12 protein-coding genes, 1 tRNA gene and 1 pseudogene are annotated in these 19,771 nt (G+C 34.6%); 8 read left to right on the top strand and 6 right to left on the bottom strand.

The window, feature by feature from the left end:
- A pseudogene (locus A5893_RS16670) lies at positions 1–343 on the top strand (gfo/Idh/MocA family oxidoreductase); the annotation flags it as partial.
- A 101-nt stretch (positions 344–444) separates the two neighbouring features.
- Here the strand turns inward: A5893_RS16670 and A5893_RS16665 are convergent.
- From A5893_RS16665 to A5893_RS16645, 5 genes are all read right to left on the bottom strand, one after another.
- Complete coding sequence (locus A5893_RS16665; RefSeq protein ID WP_068823719.1) at positions 445–1,917, bottom strand: sulfatase family protein; 1,473 nt, start codon at positions 1,915–1,917, stop codon at positions 445–447.
- Between the two features lie 44 nt (positions 1,918–1,961).
- Positions 1,962–3,278, bottom strand: coding sequence for a sulfatase-like hydrolase/transferase (locus A5893_RS16660; RefSeq protein ID WP_068823735.1), 1,317 nt, complete (start codon positions 3,276–3,278; stop codon positions 1,962–1,964).
- Positions 3,279–3,432: 154 nt separating this feature from the next.
- Positions 3,433–4,500: a T9SS type A sorting domain-containing protein gene (locus A5893_RS16655; RefSeq protein WP_068823718.1), complete on the bottom strand. Its 1,068-nt coding sequence runs from the start codon at positions 4,498–4,500 to the stop codon at positions 3,433–3,435.
- A 158-nt stretch (positions 4,501–4,658) separates the two neighbouring features.
- Positions 4,659–6,902 (bottom strand): polysaccharide lyase family 8 super-sandwich domain-containing protein, encoded by a 2,244-nt coding sequence (locus tag A5893_RS16650; protein ID WP_068823717.1) that lies wholly within the window; start codon positions 6,900–6,902, stop codon positions 4,659–4,661.
- Positions 6,903–7,149: 247 nt separating this feature from the next.
- A complete protein-coding gene (locus A5893_RS16645) occupies positions 7,150–8,322 on the bottom strand; it encodes a T9SS type A sorting domain-containing protein (RefSeq protein WP_068823716.1) in 1,173 nt (390 codons plus the stop codon).
- A 454-nt stretch (positions 8,323–8,776) separates the two neighbouring features.
- Between A5893_RS16645 and A5893_RS16640 the strand changes: the two genes are divergently transcribed.
- Positions 8,777–9,847 (top strand): glycoside hydrolase family 43 protein, encoded by a 1,071-nt coding sequence (locus A5893_RS16640; protein ID WP_068823715.1) that lies wholly within the window; start codon positions 8,777–8,779, stop codon positions 9,845–9,847.
- An 893-nt stretch (positions 9,848–10,740) separates the two neighbouring features.
- The gene (locus A5893_RS16635; protein ID WP_068823714.1) at positions 10,741–13,230 is read left to right on the top strand and encodes a phosphodiester glycosidase family protein; all 2,490 of its coding nucleotides are present in this window, start codon (positions 10,741–10,743) and stop codon (positions 13,228–13,230) included.
- A gap of 110 nt (positions 13,231–13,340) precedes the next feature.
- Here A5893_RS16635 and A5893_RS16630 read toward each other — a convergent pair.
- Positions 13,341–13,427 (bottom strand) — tRNA-Ser (locus A5893_RS16630).
- 264 nt (positions 13,428–13,691) lie between these two features.
- Between A5893_RS16630 and cfa the strand changes: the two genes are divergently transcribed.
- The 5 genes from cfa (at position 13,692) to A5893_RS16605 (ending at position 19,667) form a co-directional block, all read left to right on the top strand.
- Positions 13,692–14,807, top strand: coding sequence for a cyclopropane fatty acyl phospholipid synthase (gene cfa / locus A5893_RS16625; protein ID WP_068823713.1), 1,116 nt, complete (start codon positions 13,692–13,694; stop codon positions 14,805–14,807).
- Between the two features lie 149 nt (positions 14,808–14,956).
- Positions 14,957–15,610 carry an HAD family hydrolase gene (locus A5893_RS16620; RefSeq protein ID WP_068823712.1) on the top strand — a complete coding sequence of 218 codons (654 nt, stop codon included), beginning with the start codon at positions 14,957–14,959 and terminating at the stop codon, positions 15,608–15,610.
- Between the two features lie 226 nt (positions 15,611–15,836).
- Positions 15,837–16,475, top strand: coding sequence for a (2Fe-2S)-binding protein (locus A5893_RS16615; RefSeq protein WP_068823711.1), 639 nt, complete (start codon positions 15,837–15,839; stop codon positions 16,473–16,475).
- Positions 16,472–17,455 carry an FAD binding domain-containing protein gene (locus tag A5893_RS16610; protein WP_068823710.1) on the top strand — a complete coding sequence of 328 codons (984 nt, stop codon included), beginning with the start codon at positions 16,472–16,474 and terminating at the stop codon, positions 17,453–17,455. Before A5893_RS16615 ends, A5893_RS16610 begins: the two co-directional genes overlap by 4 nt.
- A 10-nt stretch (positions 17,456–17,465) precedes the next feature.
- Positions 17,466–19,667 (top strand): xanthine dehydrogenase family protein molybdopterin-binding subunit, encoded by a 2,202-nt coding sequence (locus tag A5893_RS16605; RefSeq protein ID WP_068823709.1) that lies wholly within the window; start codon positions 17,466–17,468, stop codon positions 19,665–19,667.
- The last annotated feature ends 104 nt before the right edge of the window (positions 19,668–19,771 follow it).

Below are 19,771 nucleotides of genomic sequence, written 5' to 3'. Positions count from 1 at the left end.
TGCATTTTCTATGGAGGCATTTACATCTTACAGTGGTAGAAGAACAAGGATAATGGGCGCTATGGGAGACATGGTTGGTGATATGACAGAATTGGTTGTAAATGATTTTAGAACCGGAAAAGAGGTAAAGTTTTTACCGAAAGCAGAGGATGTTGAAGGATATAAAAATAGTGGTCATGGTGGTGGCGACTGGTTATTAACAAGAGATTTTGTACAAGCTGTTGCACAAAAAAAACCAGAGATACTAACCTCTAATATTGATGAATCTATTGAAAGTCATGTTATGGGATTTATGGCAGAAAAGAGTCGTAAAAATGGTAAAGTGATGGAGGTGAAGTTGTAACTGAGTTTAATTACAGACATTCAAAAAGTTTTTGTTCGCTAAATAAAAGACGTAGCTAATAAATTAGCGAACAAAATTGTTTAAATATGGCTATTGAAGGATTATTTATTTTTCAGCTCACCTAAAGGTCTTCTGTTAGCACCTAGTTTTCCGGTTAAGTCGTCTCCAAGATCTTCTTTTACTTCGTTTGCGTAAGCCTGTAATTCTTCTACAATTTTCGGATAGAGCTCAATTACGTTATATCGTTCGCCTGGGTCGCGTCTCAAATCATATAATGCAAGAGTATCTAAAGAGCCTTTTCTATAAGGCCCAGGATAACCGTTATTTCCTGGCATCACATTTTCGTAAGAACGATAATCATGCGGAAATACAAGCTTCCATTCTCCTATTCTTACTGCTTCTAAATCGTTTTTATTGTAATAATAATTGAATTTAGTTCGAGGAGTAACATCGTTACCTTGCAATAAAGACAATATATTTACACCGTCAATTTTATGTTGAGGCAAGATGGATCCAGTTATTGCTGCAAGCGTTGGGAAAATATCAATGGTACTTGCCAGTTTATTTACCACCATTCCTTTCGGGATAATATTTGGCCATGAAATAATACATGGAACCTTTGTTCCGCCTTCCCAGCTTGTTCCTTTTCCTTCTCTAAGTCCTGCGGTATTTCCGTTATGATTTCCGAAATTTAACCAAGGGCCGTTATCTGATGTAAATATAATTAGTGTGTTTTTCGCAAGACCCTGTTGTTCGAGTGTCTTTACAATTTGCTCTACAGACCAATCAATTTCCATCATAACATCTCCAAATAAGCCTTGTTCACTCTTGTTTTTAAACTTAGATGAAGCGGCTATAGGGACGTGAGGCATGCTATGAGCCATATAAAGAAAAAATGGATGTTGTTTATTTTCCTTAATGAAACTGACTGCTTTATCAGTATAAATGGTTGTTAGTTTCGCTTGGTCATCTAGCGTAACCACTTTCATTGAAGTGTCAGGAACTTGCTGTCCTGCTTTGATTTGCAAAAGAGGGAGTGTAGGATAAATTTTAGCTCGAGGATGGGTAGGAGGGAGTTGCTTACCATCATAATCAACTGGCCACATATCGTTAGAATATGGGATGCCTAAATATTCATCAAAACCTTGTTTGGTAGGCAAAAATTCGGGTTCATTACCCAGGTGCCACTTGCCAACCATTGCTGTAGCGTAACCGCTAGACTTTAACATTTCTGCTATGGTTGTTTCTTTTAAATTTAATCCAATTCCTTCATTAGGAGCAAATGCTCCGTAAACATTCATACGGTTTGGATAAGTACCAGTCAATAAAGCCGCCCTTGAAGCTGTGCAAGTAGCTTGAGGCGTGTAAAAGTTGGTAAACCGCTGTCCGTTATTTGCAAGTCTGGTAATATTTGGTGTTTTATATCCAATTGCCCCATTTTCTTCAATATCGCCATAACCCATATCATCCATAAAAATGATAACCACGTTTGGTTTTTGTTGGACTAATTTCTGTTGTGCAAACCCAGTAAAGTAAAAACTCAATACTGCCACAGTTATTAATTTTGTCTTCATTTTAAACGGGGGTTAATTTCAGGTTCAGCTTTATTATCAATCAATTATTGTTTCCTGGTTTTCTCAATAATTGCTTCTTGGAGCATATTTATTGTTACCAAATCTTTGCCTTTGATTATATTCTTTGCAAGTGGTTTTAACTCTTCACGGTCATTTTTTAAATCGAAAATTTCTCCAGTTTCGTAAAGTTTCCAATCTAAAGTTTGAGCAAAAACTTTTCTGGTGAATTTCCCCCATTTAGGGTCATAGTAGGTATAAATCCAGTTGCGTTGGTAGTTTGTGTTTCCCTTCAATTGCGGATAGAAACTTTTCCCATCTAGTTTATCTGCTTCTTTACTAGCAGTGCCGGTTAGGTTTAAAATAGTTGGAAAAAAATCAGTAAAATCTATTAATGATTTATTGGTTGAGCCGGCTTCAATATTGTTTTTCCAATTAACAACCAATGGAACATGCGTACCTCTATAGTTAGTTTGACCTTTGTTTCCTTGTACTTTTCCACCTCTAAAATTGGAGATAATTTGAGGGCTAGTGCCATTATCTCCTGTATAAATAATAATTGTATTATCGCGTAAACCAAGTTCATCAACTTTCTTCACTATACGTCCAACCAAATAGTCATGATAGCTTAACATATCTTTATAATAATTTGGATTACTTTTTTCAGAAGATGAAGGGAAATCTTTGTAATCTTTAGAAAACGGTGTTGGCACAAATGGATCATGTGTTAAACACATTGGGTAATAAACCATAAAGGATGTATCCTTGTTGGTTTCGATAAATTTTTCAATGTATGAAGTAAATTCTTCATCGCCATACTTACCTTTCAAAGTCACAGATTTCTTTTCATCTGTATAAACCGTAGGGTCTTGGTATCGAGATCCTAGTTCATCAACTTGCCAAAGCAAGAAATTATCAAAACCAGAATTTTGAGGCATTGATCCTTTAAGACCACCGGCTAATTCAAATTGTTTATCATTTCCATATAATTGCCATTTGCCTGCTATACAGGTTTTATAACCTTGTTTTTTAATTGCATGAGCAAAAGTAGTTTGTGATGGGTCAAGTAAGCCAAAGCCAATGTAATTTCGACTATTGTATTTTCCGGTCATAAGCTGTACCCTAGAAGGAGTACACAATGGCATAGAATGGCAGTTTTCAAACAGCATTCCCGATTTCGCAAGTGCATCAATATTTGGTGTTAGCTTGTCGTCGTTACCGTTACAACCTATGGTTTCATAACCTAAGTCATCCGCCATTATTAATATAATATTAGGTTTTTTCTGGCTTTGACCAAAACTTATAGATGTGTAAAAAGCCGATAGCAGAGTGCACAAAACAAATTTTCCTTTTTTTGATATCATATTATTAGTTCTTTTTGTAATCATTGTTTAGCTAAGTTAGCCAGTGTATAAATTCTCAGTTAAGCTCAATGTCCTTTTTGAATTAAAAAAGTGGAGAGTTTAAGCTCCCCACTTTCTATCTAGCAAGCTGTCTTAATTTAATATTAGTTAGCTATTAAAGCTTTATAAATTTTTGTGTTGCGTTAATTTTATCTGTTTTTAGCTGAATGATATATTCGCCTGTATTCAGGTTTTGTAAAAAGATTGGTATGTTATTAAACCCTTGCTTTAGGTCAACTTTTTTACTAAACTCTAATTTCCCGCTCAAGTTGTAAACTTTTACCTCACCATTAAACTGATCTTCTGCTTCTAAGCTGATAGTCATGTATGATGAAACCGGGTTTGGATAAAAGGAAATCTTTGATTGTTGTGCAGGTAGTTTTATTGCAATAATTTTTTCAGAGCTTATACTTCCATCCATATCTATGCTCTTTAATTTGTAATAAACTGTACTGGCAAATGTGTCAAAATCTTTATCGGTATAATTGTACCTTATCAATTCTGATGAATTGCCTTTAGCTGCAACTTCTGTAATCTGGTTGAAGTTAATTCCGTCTGCACTTCTATAAAGCACAAACTTATTTACATTTTTTTCTTCTGCACTAGACCAGTTTAATTGAACTGCAGCGTTTTGCAAAGCTCCATCAAAACTGACCAGCTTAATTGGTGTAACTGTGTTTTTTTGTAATAAGATAGTTGAAGGAAGACCATCTTTTACAGTAAAGCCCACCGTTAGCAAATTACCTTGTTGGTTAACACTAGAACTGTTAGGATTTGAAACAACGGTATAATTACCAGTTAAACCTAATTTGATGATATGTGGATTAGTAGAAATAAAATTCTTGTTGGCATCAATGACCATATTTAGATCCGGATTATTTAGCGTAACCAATACCATATCTGTTCCATATTCTTTCACGTTAAACATCGCTTGTCCAGATACACTTTCTACCAAACCAAGGTTTACCGCTATCGGAGCTTTTGAGAAAGCAACATAAGACGTTGAATTGTCTGGAATATATTTGATTGCGTGAAATTCACTAGTTTGGTTAAGAACGGTGTAAACACTTCCACTCGCAAGCGTTTGAGCCAGTGTCTGCATATTGGCCGCTGCTATGTTTGGCGCAACTACATATTCGTATTTTGCTGGCGCAGCCGTTGTAGGCTGATTGCCATGTACCAAATATGCTCTAGTGAAATTGGCTGTGCTGGTAACTGAGCCGTCGGTTGTAGTATAAACTGGTGTAGTTTGTGAGCCTCCTTCAACGCGGTAATCATTATTCCCTGTTGGTAAGTAAAAACCTGTACCCTGAGAACTTGTTAACCACTGATAAGAACCTGTTAAAGGGTAGCTACTGTCAAAGTGCCTGTTTGAGGAACAGTAGAATTTACGTACATAGTTGGCGTTGCCGTTGTGCTTATTGCTTGAAATAAGTTTGAAACCACGCTGCCTTGGTTATTACCAACACTTATATCGCTACCTAAACAAATTAAAAGGTTATCAAAAGCAAAAACAGACTTTTTAAACTTCAAACTGCTAGGCGTGTAATAGCCTTTGTCTAGTTGAGAAAAGTTCATTCCAAAGATTCCATTTCTTCCTAAAGAAAGTGCACCAGAAAAATCTAGTTCTTGCCATTCACTTGCGTTATTTGTTTTTGGTTGTAATTCGGTAAAAGGCAACACAACAGAAGTGGTGCCTGGCATATAATTCCAGTCCCAACCAGCTCCATTAAGTGAGTAACCTGTATCTTCTAAACTTCCGTTGTAAAGAATTTCTAAAGCGCCATAACTTTGATAACGCCCGTACCTGTTTTCTGTCGGATAAATTTCTGTACCTTTAAATATGGTGTTAAAACCTTTCATGGAAGCTGTCCAATTTCCTCTTTTTAATACGCCCAAATTGGAATAATTAGAAGTATAAAAATTATCAAAATCACCCTTTGCAACTCCGTAAAAGTCAACATTGTAAGTGTAGTTATAAAATGAAGCTAAATCTGGCTCAAAACTGCTTCCTACAATGTCTCCACCTATCTCTACTAACTGCCTCAATTGTGTTTGACTTACCGGTAATGATGCCGGAAACGGCACTCGGCCAGAAGCTGCATTGGAATAAAGACCACCACGTGAAGACTGCAAAAACATGTTTTTAAATGCGAAAGCCATATTATCATATGCAGCTTTATTAACTTTAAACGGCGTACCTTTTAAACTGTAAGCTCTCTCTACCCATCCTCCAAAAGCATATAAATAACGTACTTGGTTAGATGTGTGGTGAAAACCTGTTCCGTCTGGCTTTATGCCGTCCCTATCGCCTTGGCTGATGTCTGTGTTGCGTTCTAAAAAATATTTAATAAATTTTAAGTCGTTAACCGCTTCGTCAGCAGACGGTAAAGCGCAAGCTATCTCCATTAAAAAAGTAACCTTAAGGTATAAAAAATCAGTGTTTTGCCCTGGAGTTGGGTTTAATTCATAAATTTTGTTGTAATCATTAGACCATTTCAAAAGGTTAATCACATCAGTTCGCATTGGCTCTGTGTATAATGGCAAAGCCTCTAAAAATCCAAGGGGGAATGCTCTAACGTTTGTATAACTATTTGTTACCATATCATTACGTCCACCTTCAGCAATCCCTTGATCAAGGATATATTCAGTAAATAACAGCAATTTGCTTTTTGCATTTACATCCCCATTAAACTGAGCTGCTCGAGCTAATGACTGAATGTGAGTAGAGACCAAAACCAAAGTGTCTGGATTACTAATTCCTAACATACCTCTTCCTTTAATTGATCCATCAACATTTCTACCGATGCCACAATTATTTACGTAAGTTTCAGCAGCTAATAATGCGGATGGATCCACAGGGCCAGTTCCTCTTGTATAGATACTCTTAACCGTTTGTAATCCAGTTAGTTCTTCGGGTGTAGCGACTGGGATTACTAATGAACTTGGTTTTTTTAAATACGAACCCAAAGGGTCTTCTGCAGCATTATCTTCTTGAAAAAAATGTTGATAATCTAAAGCCATGTGTGGACCAGGCTGACGTGTTTCTGTATCGCCAATGAAGGTAAAATTGTCAAAATAAAACTTTTTAGTGCCACTACTTCCCGGCCCCTGTAAATAAGTAATGCGGCACTCGTTCAAAAGAAACCTATCAGAACCCAGCATAAGTTCTCCGTTATTATAATCTTTTTTATAATTACGATGATAATCTCTCCATCCTTTGAAATTCAGGAGCATAGTACCTGTACGCTTAACATTTCCAGCCTTATCAGTAAACTCAAATATTAGTCTATCTGTAGAAGGTTCGGCGTTATAAATAAACAATTCAGCTCCTGCACTGGCATTTTTATTAACGTCATTAGCCGGAATATTGAGATTTGTTACAATTAATTTTTTTCCGTTTTCAGCAGTCCATTCCAAGGCTTTTGTTCCACTTTTTACATGCTCATTGTTAAAGCCTAAACCGGTAGCCCCATTTGTACTGAAATTTGTTAAGCTGCCGTTCTCAAAATCAGTAAAAATGATTTGTGCACTTGCCCAAAATGAAGCACAAATTAATATATTTATTATTAGAAGTTTTTTCATAGTAATAAGGCTTTCAGTTTAAATTTAGATGTCTTGATTAAAATGGTTATTATAATACACTGCTTCCGAATCTATCAGCATTTTATTGTTTTGTGATTTCATTAAATCAACAAATGTGTTTTTAGAAAATTTGAATTTTAAAAAAAGGCTGTCTCGATTATGCAAGCTATTAAACAAGACTTATAAAAATCTCTGAGCTTGGGAATGTGTTACGAAACAGCCTTTCCTTTAAAACTTGAACCAGCAATTATTTTACAAATTTTCTTGTACTTACAGCGCCGTCAACATCCAATTTAAGTACGTAAGTACCATTTGATAATGACTGCATGTTTATACTAAATTTAGCGGTGTTTACAACATTTGCTGATGAAACAACTTTGCCAGTTGCATCATATACTTTAGCATTTACCATATCTGCAATGTTTGATAAAGAGATGTTTAATTGAGTGGTTACCGGATTTGGATATATCATTAACGAAACATCTGCACTTAACGTTTTGATTGGGCTATATGTAAATGCACCATCGTTATCAATCATTTTTAAGCGGTAATAATTATTGCCAGCTAGTGGACTCACATCTGTAAAACTATAAAAATGAACTCCTGAAATATTATTGGTTGCAACCTCTCCAATTTTTATAAAATCAGCACTGTTAGCAGCTCTTTCTACCTCAGCTCTGTTGGTATTAACTTCATTGGTTGTTTTCCAACTAAGTTCAACTGTGTTTAAAGATTTTTTAGCATCAAAAGCTAACAGAGTCAATGGCAAAGTAACCGTACCATAATTTACATTAGATCCGGTTGGTCTGCTATCATAACCCGCTTGTGTGGTAAAAATAGTATTTCCTGTAGAGGCAACACCATTTATATTAAATGTAGCACCTGATGCAACCGTTAGATTACCGTTAATTTTAACCTCATTAACTGCACTACTAGGGTCGCCTGAATTTGTGCTTCCTCCTATTAACGATGTTCCTTGAAGGTCTATATTATTGAACTCCATGGCTCTACCTTGGCCCGTTTTGTTTACCCCCATAATCAACTTAAAACCAGATAACAAAATCAGGTTAGTTGCAGGACGTATAGGAGATTTAGCGGCACCAGTGTTCAATTCAAATTCGGTATCATTTATAGTTTCTCCTCCTTCTGCAATTCTTGGGCGTAAAGTGATAGTTCCTGACGCTTGGCTAGGTTGTGGAGAACCATACTCGACGCTAGTGTTCGGATTAATAGTTATAGCGTCTATCCATTGGCCACCAATGTATATTTGCCACCAAACAGTTTTTCCCCAAGTGTAATCATAGTTGGCATTCCCTGTTCCTGGATAAACAGAAGTTTTGGTGCGGTAATCACCTTCAGACTGTGCCTGTGCCATCCCAGCCATAAAAATAGCTGTTAAAAAAAGTAAGATTTTTTTCATGATAAAATAAATTTAAGTTGGTTAAATATTTAATTTGAGAAAAGACCGATTTTACGTGAACAATTTGGTTATCACTATATTGAGGGTAATTTCTTTAAACCAAATCTATAACACCAAAGTTGAATTGGTTATCACTTTTGTAGATTTGGTTGCCAAGTTTGTAGAATTTACACTGGATTTATTACTTTCTATTTTTTGTTTTCTTTACATATGTTATATAAAGTTATTCGAAAAGTTAACTCCATTTTTCATACATCAAAACCAATTGCTTAATTTACTTTTGTGTTCATGCAGGAAAGGATGAAATAAACTTGCAAGAATAATATTCTACAAAATCGCTAGTAATTGACACATTTTTGGTATCAAGCAAAGGACAATTATTCTGTTATTTGTTTAATAAATTAGCATAGTTCATAGTGAAATTTGCTGCCAAATTATTGCCAAAGAACCTATTATGAGAATTATAGTTATAATGCTGATTGCATGCTTCGTAATTTTACAATCTTGTAAAAAAGGAGATAAGAACGGCTTTCAGCCACAAAAGCCGGATACCACAGGAGTTAATAATGGTGTAGGAGTTTCTACTTTTTCAAACCCTATCATATCTGCCAACAAGGATGTGTCAGATCCTGAAATATTTAAAGGAGGAAACTTATTTTATATGATACATCCAAACAACAATACATATAAAATGTATTCGTCACCAGATTTGATAACATGGACCGCAAAACCGGTGTGTTTTACAAAAACAAATGGGAGCTTTTGGTCAGCAGGTAGTTTTAAATATAGCGGAACATATAATTTATATTATACACATGTATTAGGTTCAGATAACAGAACAATTGGCGTAGCAACTTCTTCTAGTCCAGAAGGTCCTTATACTGATGCAAATGCAACCTTAATTGTAAAAAAAGATGCAAATAATAACTTTATACCAGTTATAGACCCATCAGTGTTTAAGGATCCGGTTTCGGATAAGGTTTATCTTTATTACGCAAAATATGTAGGTACTGGTACATCGCCAGAGTTAAGATGCGTAGAATTAAACTCAGACGGGCTTTCAACTATTTCAGGAACAGATAAAAAGATATTATCTATTACACAGGCTTGGGAAAATATAAACATTGAACATCCAATGGTTTATTATGCGCCAAATGCTGATGCCAATCATAAATATTATATGCTTTATAATGGGTCTGGAGGCGCCTTGGCTAGGTACGCTATAGGTTACGCATACTCATCTTCACCGGATGGTCCATTTACCAAAGCTACTGAAGGAACAGCAACTGGTAGCAACCCTTTAGTTCAACAAAATCAGACTAGGGGAATTTATGGCCCCGGTGCACCCAATACTGTTGTTGATGATGCTGGTAAGCGTTGGATGATTTACCGTATAAAAACAACAGCTGGCGAATCATGGTCGGATAGAGCAATTTGTGTGGATGAAATATTCAAAAATGGAAACGACCAATTGATTTGTACACCTTCTAAGGGCATTGCTCAGTCAAAACCTTATTTTAAATAAGAACCTTAAAAAAGTGTAAATTGTTGACGGTGGAGGGATTTTTTTGCAATATCATGTTATAAGTTTATAAATTTATTTTCTATTATATGAATCTTACAAAAGACAGGTGCCTATATTATGGATTAGTTCGTCATCATTCAATCTTGATTTATTGATTAAAGCTTATTTCATTGTTTAACTGATGCCCCATTTATTAATTTTAAATAGCCCCAAAATCTGCGTAACCGACCGGCATCTTACGCTAATATTAAAACAATGTTGGTTTTGAGGTCTTAACTTGTGACTTAATAACAGGCGTTAGACTTAATAATGATAGCACTATTAGTGCTAGTTTCAAAGATTTAATGTTATTTAAATTCATATTTTTTTTGCCTATCCAGAATTTGGCTCCAGCTTAGGATTAAGCTCAATTTCTAATTGTGGAATTGACCAAGTATACAACTGATTACCTAAAAAACGTACTGATTGACACTCCGAGTATCTTAGCACACAATTACAGAGTAAAATATTTTTTCTCCTAAAGATTTCCAAACGCATTTCATCAAAAATTTAATTCCTTCAGTTGAAGATTTGCATATCCAGTGCATTCCTTATTTTATATCACATAACCATTTGTGAATTCATGTAAATTGGTAACAAAGATTAATTAAAATACAAAAGATATTATTTTAGTTAGTCTTCAACACTATCCTGATATTATTATTATTATTATTATTCATTCATGAAAATTATTTCCTCCAAAGTAGATTATCCACAATTTTGGCATATTAACCTACAAAATTGATATTGTGGGCAAGTCCGTTACACTAAATTTGAGACTATAGCTAAACATTATTTAGTTACTGCCATTTGTATAATTAAAACCGTTTTTTAAACAATTTGAATAAATTTTCATGAAGAAATATTTACTTTTTAGCGCCTTAATATGCGTTTCATTTTTTAGCTGGGCGCAAGCATTTAAACCAGATAATTTGGTTCTTTATCAATATGGTGATGGGGTTAATAATTTGCCGGCCAATACAACTAGTATTGTTGTACCCACTTTTTTGATTGAATATGACTTAAATGGAGGAGGCATTGTTCAAACAAAAGCATTGCCAACCGCTGCAAATGTAATTCCTGGAGGCAGAATTTTATCTGGTGGAGTAAAATTTGTGGGCGAAGGTTTAATCACTCTTTCACCAAATGGACATTTCTTAACCTTAATTGGACACAACAGGACACCTGATGGGACTACCACTTTTAGTGGCACTACACAAAGAACAATTGGAATAGTAACTGCTGATGGAGCTATAAATACAGGTACCGGAGCAAAAGCTAATACTTTTGCCCCTTTTTGTGCCGTTACAGATAACGGAAGAAATATTTGGCAAACAAGTAATGGGAGTGGATTAAAATATAAAACTGAGAATTCTCCAAATACTTTAGATACTACTTTATTAAGTGCTCCAGCTAATTATTCTTCGGTGTATATCTTTAATGATGAACTATATTTTACTTCTCCAGAATCTCCAAGAATTGGAAAATTAGTTAATGGTTTACCCTATAAATCAAACCAAACTTATAGTACGCTGCCAGGCTATCCTGATGCAGGAAGTCCAACTCAACTTATCTTTTTAGATTACGATACCAGCAATCCACAACCAGATTTATTATACGTTACAGATTATGCTACTAATAGTTTACAAAAATGGGTTTTTGATGGCACAAACTGGATTACTAAAGGGAGTGTTAATATTTCGGGCTTATCAGGAATTGCTGATTATCAACTTACTGGAATAACAGGGAAAATCATTAATGGTAACGTTTTGTTATACTGTATAACACCAAGCTCATTGCTGAAATTTACTGATAATAACGCAATTAGCACCACTGTTTCTGTTGCTAGCAATTCGCCTGTTATCATCAAATCTGCAATTAGTGGCAAATCATCATTTGCAGGAATTGCTTTTACGCCAGGTACAGGAGTGGTTGATGTTTCATCAAATACTGATGCTAACGATTTTGCAACAAAAATGCAAAGTGCAGGATTAATCAATTCTATTATTAGTAATGTCACCACTTCGGCATATCCCGGAATACAGGAAACCCAATTGCAATACACTAACAGTGCAGGTAATCCAACAGCTGCATTTTTTTTAAAGGTTGACTTATCAAATCCAAATAATTCTTTAAAATATATCACTCCAGAAAATAGAAACACCAATGGTGGAACCTTAGCTACTGTAAGTGCAATGATTGCTTCAAAAAATAGTACTTCAACTAGTCAAACAGTTATTGGAGCTATAAATGGAAATTATTTTACTGGGGGAACCACATCTTTAGGCTTAGTGGTAAAAGATGGTAATTTTTTAAAAGATGCTACCGATGGTGGTTTTTACCCAAATTTAATCATTAGTCAAAATTCAAAAGCTTACGTGGGCGACCAGTTTAACTATAGAGCTTTATCAGATTCAATAGTTCAAGGTATAGGCGCTAGATATTTTTTGATGAAGAAAGGTAAAATTACAGGAGATAGCTACATAGAAGCACAAGATGGAACATTAGAACCTAGAACAAGTGTTGGTTTATTAAGCCCTACAAAGTTAGTGTTTATTGTTATTGATGGAAGAAGAACTGGTTGGTCTGGAGGATCTTCTATCTTAAACCTTGCGAAAATATATAAAGCTATTGGTGCAACTGATGCTTTAAATTTAGATGGTGGTGGCTCTTCGGTATTATTGTATAGAGAACCTTCTGGTATTTATTCTGTTAGAAATAAGCCGTCAGATGCTACAGGAGAAAGAGCAGTAGCCGATGGTTTAGCAATTATGGTAAATAATAGTGTTTTACCTATAAAACTTACTTCTTTTAAAGCAGTACCGTCTGGTAATTATGTTAATGTAAATTGGGTAACAGAAAATGAGGAAAATAATAATTTCTTTACCATTGAAAGAACTTTAGACGGACATAATTACGAGATTGTAGGCAAAGTAAATAGCGTTGGGAATACAAAAACCAGTGTAAATTATGATTTTGTTGATGATAATCCATTTGGTGGAACCTCCTATTATCGCTTAAAACAGACTGATTTTGATGGTAAATATATTTATAGCGAATTGGTAACTGTTAAAAGATTGAGTGGTGCAAACTCAGCTTTAAATATTTATCCAAACCCAGTTAATAATCAAATTATTGTGAAGTGTGATGGGTTAAAAGAAGAATCAAATGTTAGTTTTACAGCATTTAATTCAACAGGACAATTGATCATAAATGGCAACGGAAGGTTAGAAACTTTAAACCAAAGTTTAAATAAACTTTTGCCAGCATTAAAACCTGGAGTTTATTATATCTCTGTAAAGGGTAATATTAAAAACTATACAGGTCAGTTTATTAAAAATTAGATATATTTTTTTGAAAATAGAATTAAAACAATTCATAATTATATGTACAACTTTCTTGAATTTTTAACCAAAAAGCCTAAAATCGACAGATTTTAGGCTTTTTGGTTTTGCGGAGAAAGAGGGATTCGAACCCTCGGTACCGTTGCCAGTACACCAGCTTTCCAAGCTGGCTCATTCGACCACTCTGACATCTCTCCGTATTTTGAATGGGTTGCAAAAATAGGATTTTCTAATCAAAATTAAACATCAAATGAGAATAACATCGTATAAATAATTTAGAATGATATTTTGATGCTTAATTAATGATTTAGAATTTGATAATCTCTAAAAAATAGGATCAAGGCTTCTTTATTTAAAAATAAAATGATGTTTTCTGTTAAAACAAATTTCTTAAATGTATAATATGACAAGTAAATCGTTAAAATTTTTATTTTTGAGTTTAGATTACAGTTTAGATTCAAATGATATCACTCCAACAAATTTTCACTAAAGCATTTGCTAGTGTGGGCGTTACCATTAATGGTGACAAGACTTGGGACATACAAGTTCATAATCCAAAACTTTACAGTAGGATTGTAGGTGGTGGTTCTATTGCTTTTGGTGAAGCATACATGGATGGTTGGTGGGATTGTGAAGATGTTGACGAGTTTTTACATCGTGTTTTATATCATCGTTTAGATAAAAAATTACCTAGAGATATCAATACAGCTATTTATTATTTAAATGCGAAGTTTAAAAATAGGCAAACATTAGGTCGGGCTAAAGAAGTTGCCTACAAACATTATGACATTGGAAACGAGCTTTTTGAAAAGATGCTGGATTCTAGAATGCAATATTCTTGCGGATATTGGGAAAAAGCAGAATCTCTTGAAGAGGCCCAAGAAGCGAAACTAGATTTAATTTGCAGAAAGCTAAAATTAGAAAAAGGAATGACGCTATTGGAGATTGGTTGTGGATGGGGTGGTTTCGCAAAATATGTAACTCAAAAATATGGTGTTTCTGTGGTTGGCATCACTATTTCTGAGCAGCAAGCTATTTTAGCCCGTGAACTTAATAAAGGTTTACCTGTTGAAATTAGGGTTCAAGATTATAGAGATGTCAATGAAAAATTTGACAGAGTTGTCTCTATTGCTATGCTAGAAGCTGTGGGTTACCGCAACTTTAGAAATTATATGGAAGTTGCCGATAGAAACCTTAAAGATGATGGTATATTTTTTATACATACCATTGGTGGCAATTACGATGCAAAAACTACCGACCCTTGGATTGATAAATATATTTTTCCTAACGGGATGCTCCCATCTGCAAGTCAGTTATCAAAAGCCTGGCAGGGGCTTTTTGTTTTAGAGGATTGGCATAATTTCGGCACCTATTATGATCCTACATTAATGGCGTGGCTCAAAAAATTTGAAGAAAACTGGGAGAGTATCAAACATGATTACGATGAAACTTTTTACCGCATGTGGCGCTTTTTTCTTTGTGCAAGTGCAGCATCTTTCAGGTCTCGAAAAAATCATCTATGGCATATCGTTCTAACAAAACCTGTTCGTTTAGGTATTTATCAATCAGTAAGATGAAGTAGATTTTGTTATCAATTTGGTTTTTAGAGCCATATAATAAAATCATCAATAAAACCTTAAAGCTATAAATGATTGATTTAATTAGCTAAATCTAAATTCATTTTAATATAACATCCCTTTAACATTTAGATTGTTATTTTAGCCATATGACTAATAATTTTGAAGCTTACATTTTCGACCTAAACGGTACCATTATAGATGATATGCACTTTCATGCCAGAGCTTGGCATGAGATTTTGACAAAAGATTTAGGCTCCGATATTTCTTACGAAGATACTGTTTTACAGATGTATGGCAAAAATCAAGAACTTTTAGAGCGTGTTTTTGGGGTTGGACATTTCACCCAACAACAAATGGATAAATATGCTTTGGAAAAAGAAAAACGTTATCAAGCAGAATATAAACCGCATATTAAATTGATTGATGGCTTGTCAGAATTTTTAGAAAATGCCTATCAAGCAGGAATTAAAATGGCAATTGGTTCTGCCGCAATTCCATTCAATATAGATTTTATCCTCGATAATCTTAATCTAAGAAAATATTTCCCGATAGTTGTAAGTGCAGATGATGTTGATAAAAGTAAACCAAATCCAGAAACATTTACCAAAGCTGCAGATCTTTTAGGTGTTCCTTATGATAATTGCTTGGTTTTTGAAGATGCACCAAAAGGAGTAGAGGCAGCAAAAAATGCAGGGATGAAAGCGATAGCTATAACTACTTTGCATAAGCCTGATGAGTTTCACATCACTGATAATGTAATAAAATTTATAGCTGACTATCAATCATTAAAATTGATTTAATCTTAAAGTAATTCTCGTTTTCTACTATTTTTATAGTTAAGTAAAAGATAGATTAAATATTCAATCAGAAAGATTTTAGCACTATAAAAATCTCTCATTCCAAATCTTAAATCTTTTTTAATAAACTTATTTTAATCCCAAAAGGTTATGGTTGAGATAATATTTCGTTTTACTTTCTGTTTTTAAAAAATTTTGCCTTAACTTTTACCACTCAATTTGCCAAATCATGTCCAATCAAAAACATCCAGAAAATTTAGAGCAGGATTTTACCTGTTCTTCTAGACGAGGTTTTCTAAAAGCCACAACAGCATTAACTGCGATTGCGTTAAGCCCAACTTTGATTACCAAAGCGGCTATAAATCATAGAGATGAAAAATTAGCAGCATTTTTTGAGAAAATACCTCTAAACATAGAAGTAAATGGTAAATCTTACAAAATGGAAACTGAACCAAGGGAAACTTTATTGGACTTTGTGAGAGAACGCTTACAACTTACCGGTACAAAAAAAGGTTGCGATCATGGCCAATGTGGTGCTTGTACGGTTCATGTAGATGGAAAAAGAGTAAATTCTTGCTTAACCTTAGCGGTGATGCAAGAAGGTAAAAAGATAACCACAATCGAAGGGATTGGAAGTGGAGAAAAGTTGCATCCTATGCAGGCTTCTTTTTTAAAACATGATGGTTTTCAATGCGGTTATTGCACTCCCGGACAAATCATGTCGGCAATTGCCTGTATTAATGAAGGTCACGCCAACTCTCCATCAGAAATAAGAGAATTTATGAGTGGTAATATTTGCAGATGTGGAGCATATCCAAATATTGTGGATGCTATTGTAGAAGTAAAGAATGGAGGGCAAAAAGGATGATAAATTTTGATTATATCAGGATGCAGAGTGTAAAATCTACTGTTAAGGCCTTAGCTAAATTTACTGATGCAAAAATGATTGCAGGCGGCAGTAACCTCATCGATTTGATGAAGCGAAACGTTACCGCACCAACCAAACTCATCGATATTAATTTATTACCCTTAAAATATATCGAACAAAGTAAGGAGGGTTTAAGAATAGGAGCTTTAGCACTCAACAGTCAAGCTGCCGATCATGAAATCGTTAAAAATAAATTTCCATTATTAGCAATGGCAATTAACGCTGGGGCATCTCCTCAATTAAGAAACATGGCTTCTTTTGGTGGCAACATGATGCAGCGTACCCGTTGTACTTATTTTTACGACACCAGTATGCCATGCAATAAAAGAGAACCTAATAGTGGTTGTGGAGCATTAAATGGCATTAACAGAATGCATGCAATTTTTGGAGCAAACGATAATTGCATAGCGGTAAATCCTAGTGATATGAATGTTGCTTTGATTGCTTTAGATGCCCAGGTGGTTTTATTAAATGCAAAAAAAGAGCGTAAAATGGCTTTCGCCGATTTTCATAAACTAGCAGAAGATACTCCAAATCTAGATAATCATTTACAGTCCAATGAGATGATTGTTGAAATCCTTATTCCAGAAAATAATTTCTCTAAAAACTCTTATTATGTAAAAGTGAGAGACAGAAATTCTTATGCTTTTGCTTTGGTTTCTGTTGCAGCTGGTTTAGAGTTAGAGGGCAAAACCATAAAAAATGCAAGATTGGCAATGGGTGGCGTTGCGCATAAACCTTGGCGTTTATACGATGCAGAAAATTATTTACAAGGGAAGGAAATAAATACTGAAACTTTTAAAGAAGCCGCCAAAATAGCGATGAAAGGTGCAAAAGGTTATGGACATAATGATTTTAAATTAGATTTAGCTCCAGCTTCAATTTTAGAAGCATTAATGAAAGCTGCTCATTTATCTTAAATATTAAAACATGGAAAATTTATTAAATCTAATTCCTGATGATACAGATAGAACCGACGGCATTTTAAAAGTGACTGGTGGAGCTACTTACTCAGCAGAATATAAAATTGAAGGCTTAACTTATGGTGTTTTGGTACAAAGCACCATTGCGAAAGGAAAAATCACAGTCTTAGAAACTAAAAAGGCAGAGGGTGCTCCGGGTGTGATTAAAGTCTTAAGTCATCTTAATTTAAATAATAGCGTTCCACGTTATGCTAAGGATGATAATGTAACAATAGATCGGAATATTCAAAAGGTATTTTACAATGATCAAGTTTATTTTGCTGGTCAGCCTATTGCGTTGGTTATTGCAGATACTTATGAAAGAGCGGTTTATGCAGCATCATTAATAAAAGCAAATTATCAGGAAGAAAAACACCATACTTATTTAGAGAAAAATTTAGAAAATTCCATCTCGCCAGAAGGAAAAGATTATTTAAGAAACGAGAAAGATGCATATAAAAATTCAGAAGTTTATTTAGAAGCAGAATATCATCAACTTAACAATATACACAACCCAATGGAGTTAGGTAGTATTACTGCCAATTGGGAATCTGATGAGAAATTAACTGTATATGATAAAACACAAGGTGTTTTTGGTTCGCAAAAACATTATGCCGGTTTGTATGGAATGGATAGCAAAAATGTAAGAGTAATTGCACCTTTTGTAGGTGGTGCTTTTGGAATGGCTTTACATACTTGGCCATATCAGGATGCTGCTGTAATTGGTGCTAAAATCACCAAACTGCCTTTAAAATTAATGCTGACAAGAATGCAAATGTTTACTATGGTTGGCTACAGACCAGAAACTAAACAATTTATTGGCATAGGCGCTTCTAAAGATGGCGTTTTAAATGGCATTACACACAATGCCTGGGGTGTAACTTCTACGTATGATAATTTTACTGAAGGAACGGTTGGCGGAACACAGTTTATGTATAAATGTCCAAACGTAAATACGCAATATAAACTTGTAAAATTAGATGTAAGTAATCCTATTTGGATGCGTGGACCTGGTGAAGCAACAGGAATGTTTGCTTTAGAATGTGCCATGGATGAATTGGCTTTTAAGCTCAATATGGATCCTATCGCCTTTAGGCTTAAAAATTATGCAACCGTTCATCCTGTAAATAATTTACCATGGAGCAGCAAATTTTTAGATGAATGTTATGAATTAGGAGCAAAAAAAATTGGATGGTATAATAGAAATCCAAAACCTAAATCCATGACAGAGGATGGAATGTTAGTAGGCTACGGAATGGCAAGCGGTGTTTTTAATGCAGGAAGAGGGGCCGCAACTGCGAGAGTTATTTTAGATGAAAATGGAAAACTCACCATACAAAGTGCCATTACTGATATTGGACCTGGAACTGGTGTGATGATGAAAAGCGTAGCTATGGATTCATTTAAAATGGATGCCATTCAAATTATAGTAGAATTAGGTGATACTAATTTGCCTCCTGCTCCAACTCAAGGAGGTTCAAATACCACATCATCCGTTGGCTCGGCAGTTTATGATGCATGTACTGCATTAAAAGAAAAAATGGTCGAAGTTTATAATCAATCATTTGGAGAGCAAAAAGTTTATGACGATTTTAAGTTTAATAAAGAAGGTTTTAACATTAAGGGCAAAAGCTTTTCTTATGTAGATTTATTAAAGAAAGCAGGTTTAAAAGAATTAGAAGTAACTCGTGAATCTAGGTCCGGTACCGAACGTCAGAAATATGTATTCAATTCTTTCTCAGTTCATTTTACTAAAGTTCATGTACATCCTTTAACAGGGATGGTAAAAGTAAAGGAAGTAGTTTGTGCTTTAGATGCTGGGAAGATCATCAGCGAAAAGCAAGCTAGAAGCCAAATGATAGGCGGTGTTGTTGGCGGTATAGGTATGGCTTTAACTGAAGAAGGAGTTTATGATCATCGTTATGGTGTTTACACAAACAATAACTTTGCAGATTATCATGTTCCTGTCCACGCAGATATTCCTCCAATTGATGTGCTTTTTGTGAATAAACCTGATCCTTACATCAATCCGATAGGAGCGAAAGGTTTAGGAGAAGTTTCTATTATTGGCTTGGCACCCTCAATTGCAAATGCCATATTTCATGCTACAGGAAAAAGAGTAAGAGATTTACCTATTACTTTGGATAAGATTGCGATTTGGAGAGATTAGACCAGGATTGAATATAAGTTCTATTCATGAATCAAATAACTAATGGATTTAAAAGTTTTTGAAAGATCACAAAAATATTGATTTTGATAGAATATCAATCCAAT

Source organism: Pedobacter psychrophilus (genome assembly GCF_001652725.1).
GTDB lineage: Bacteria > Bacteroidota > Bacteroidia > Sphingobacteriales > Sphingobacteriaceae > Pseudopedobacter > Pseudopedobacter psychrophilus.
The sequence above is the reverse complement of the archived record's forward strand: the minus strand, read 5'-3'. Positions and strand labels throughout refer to the sequence as shown.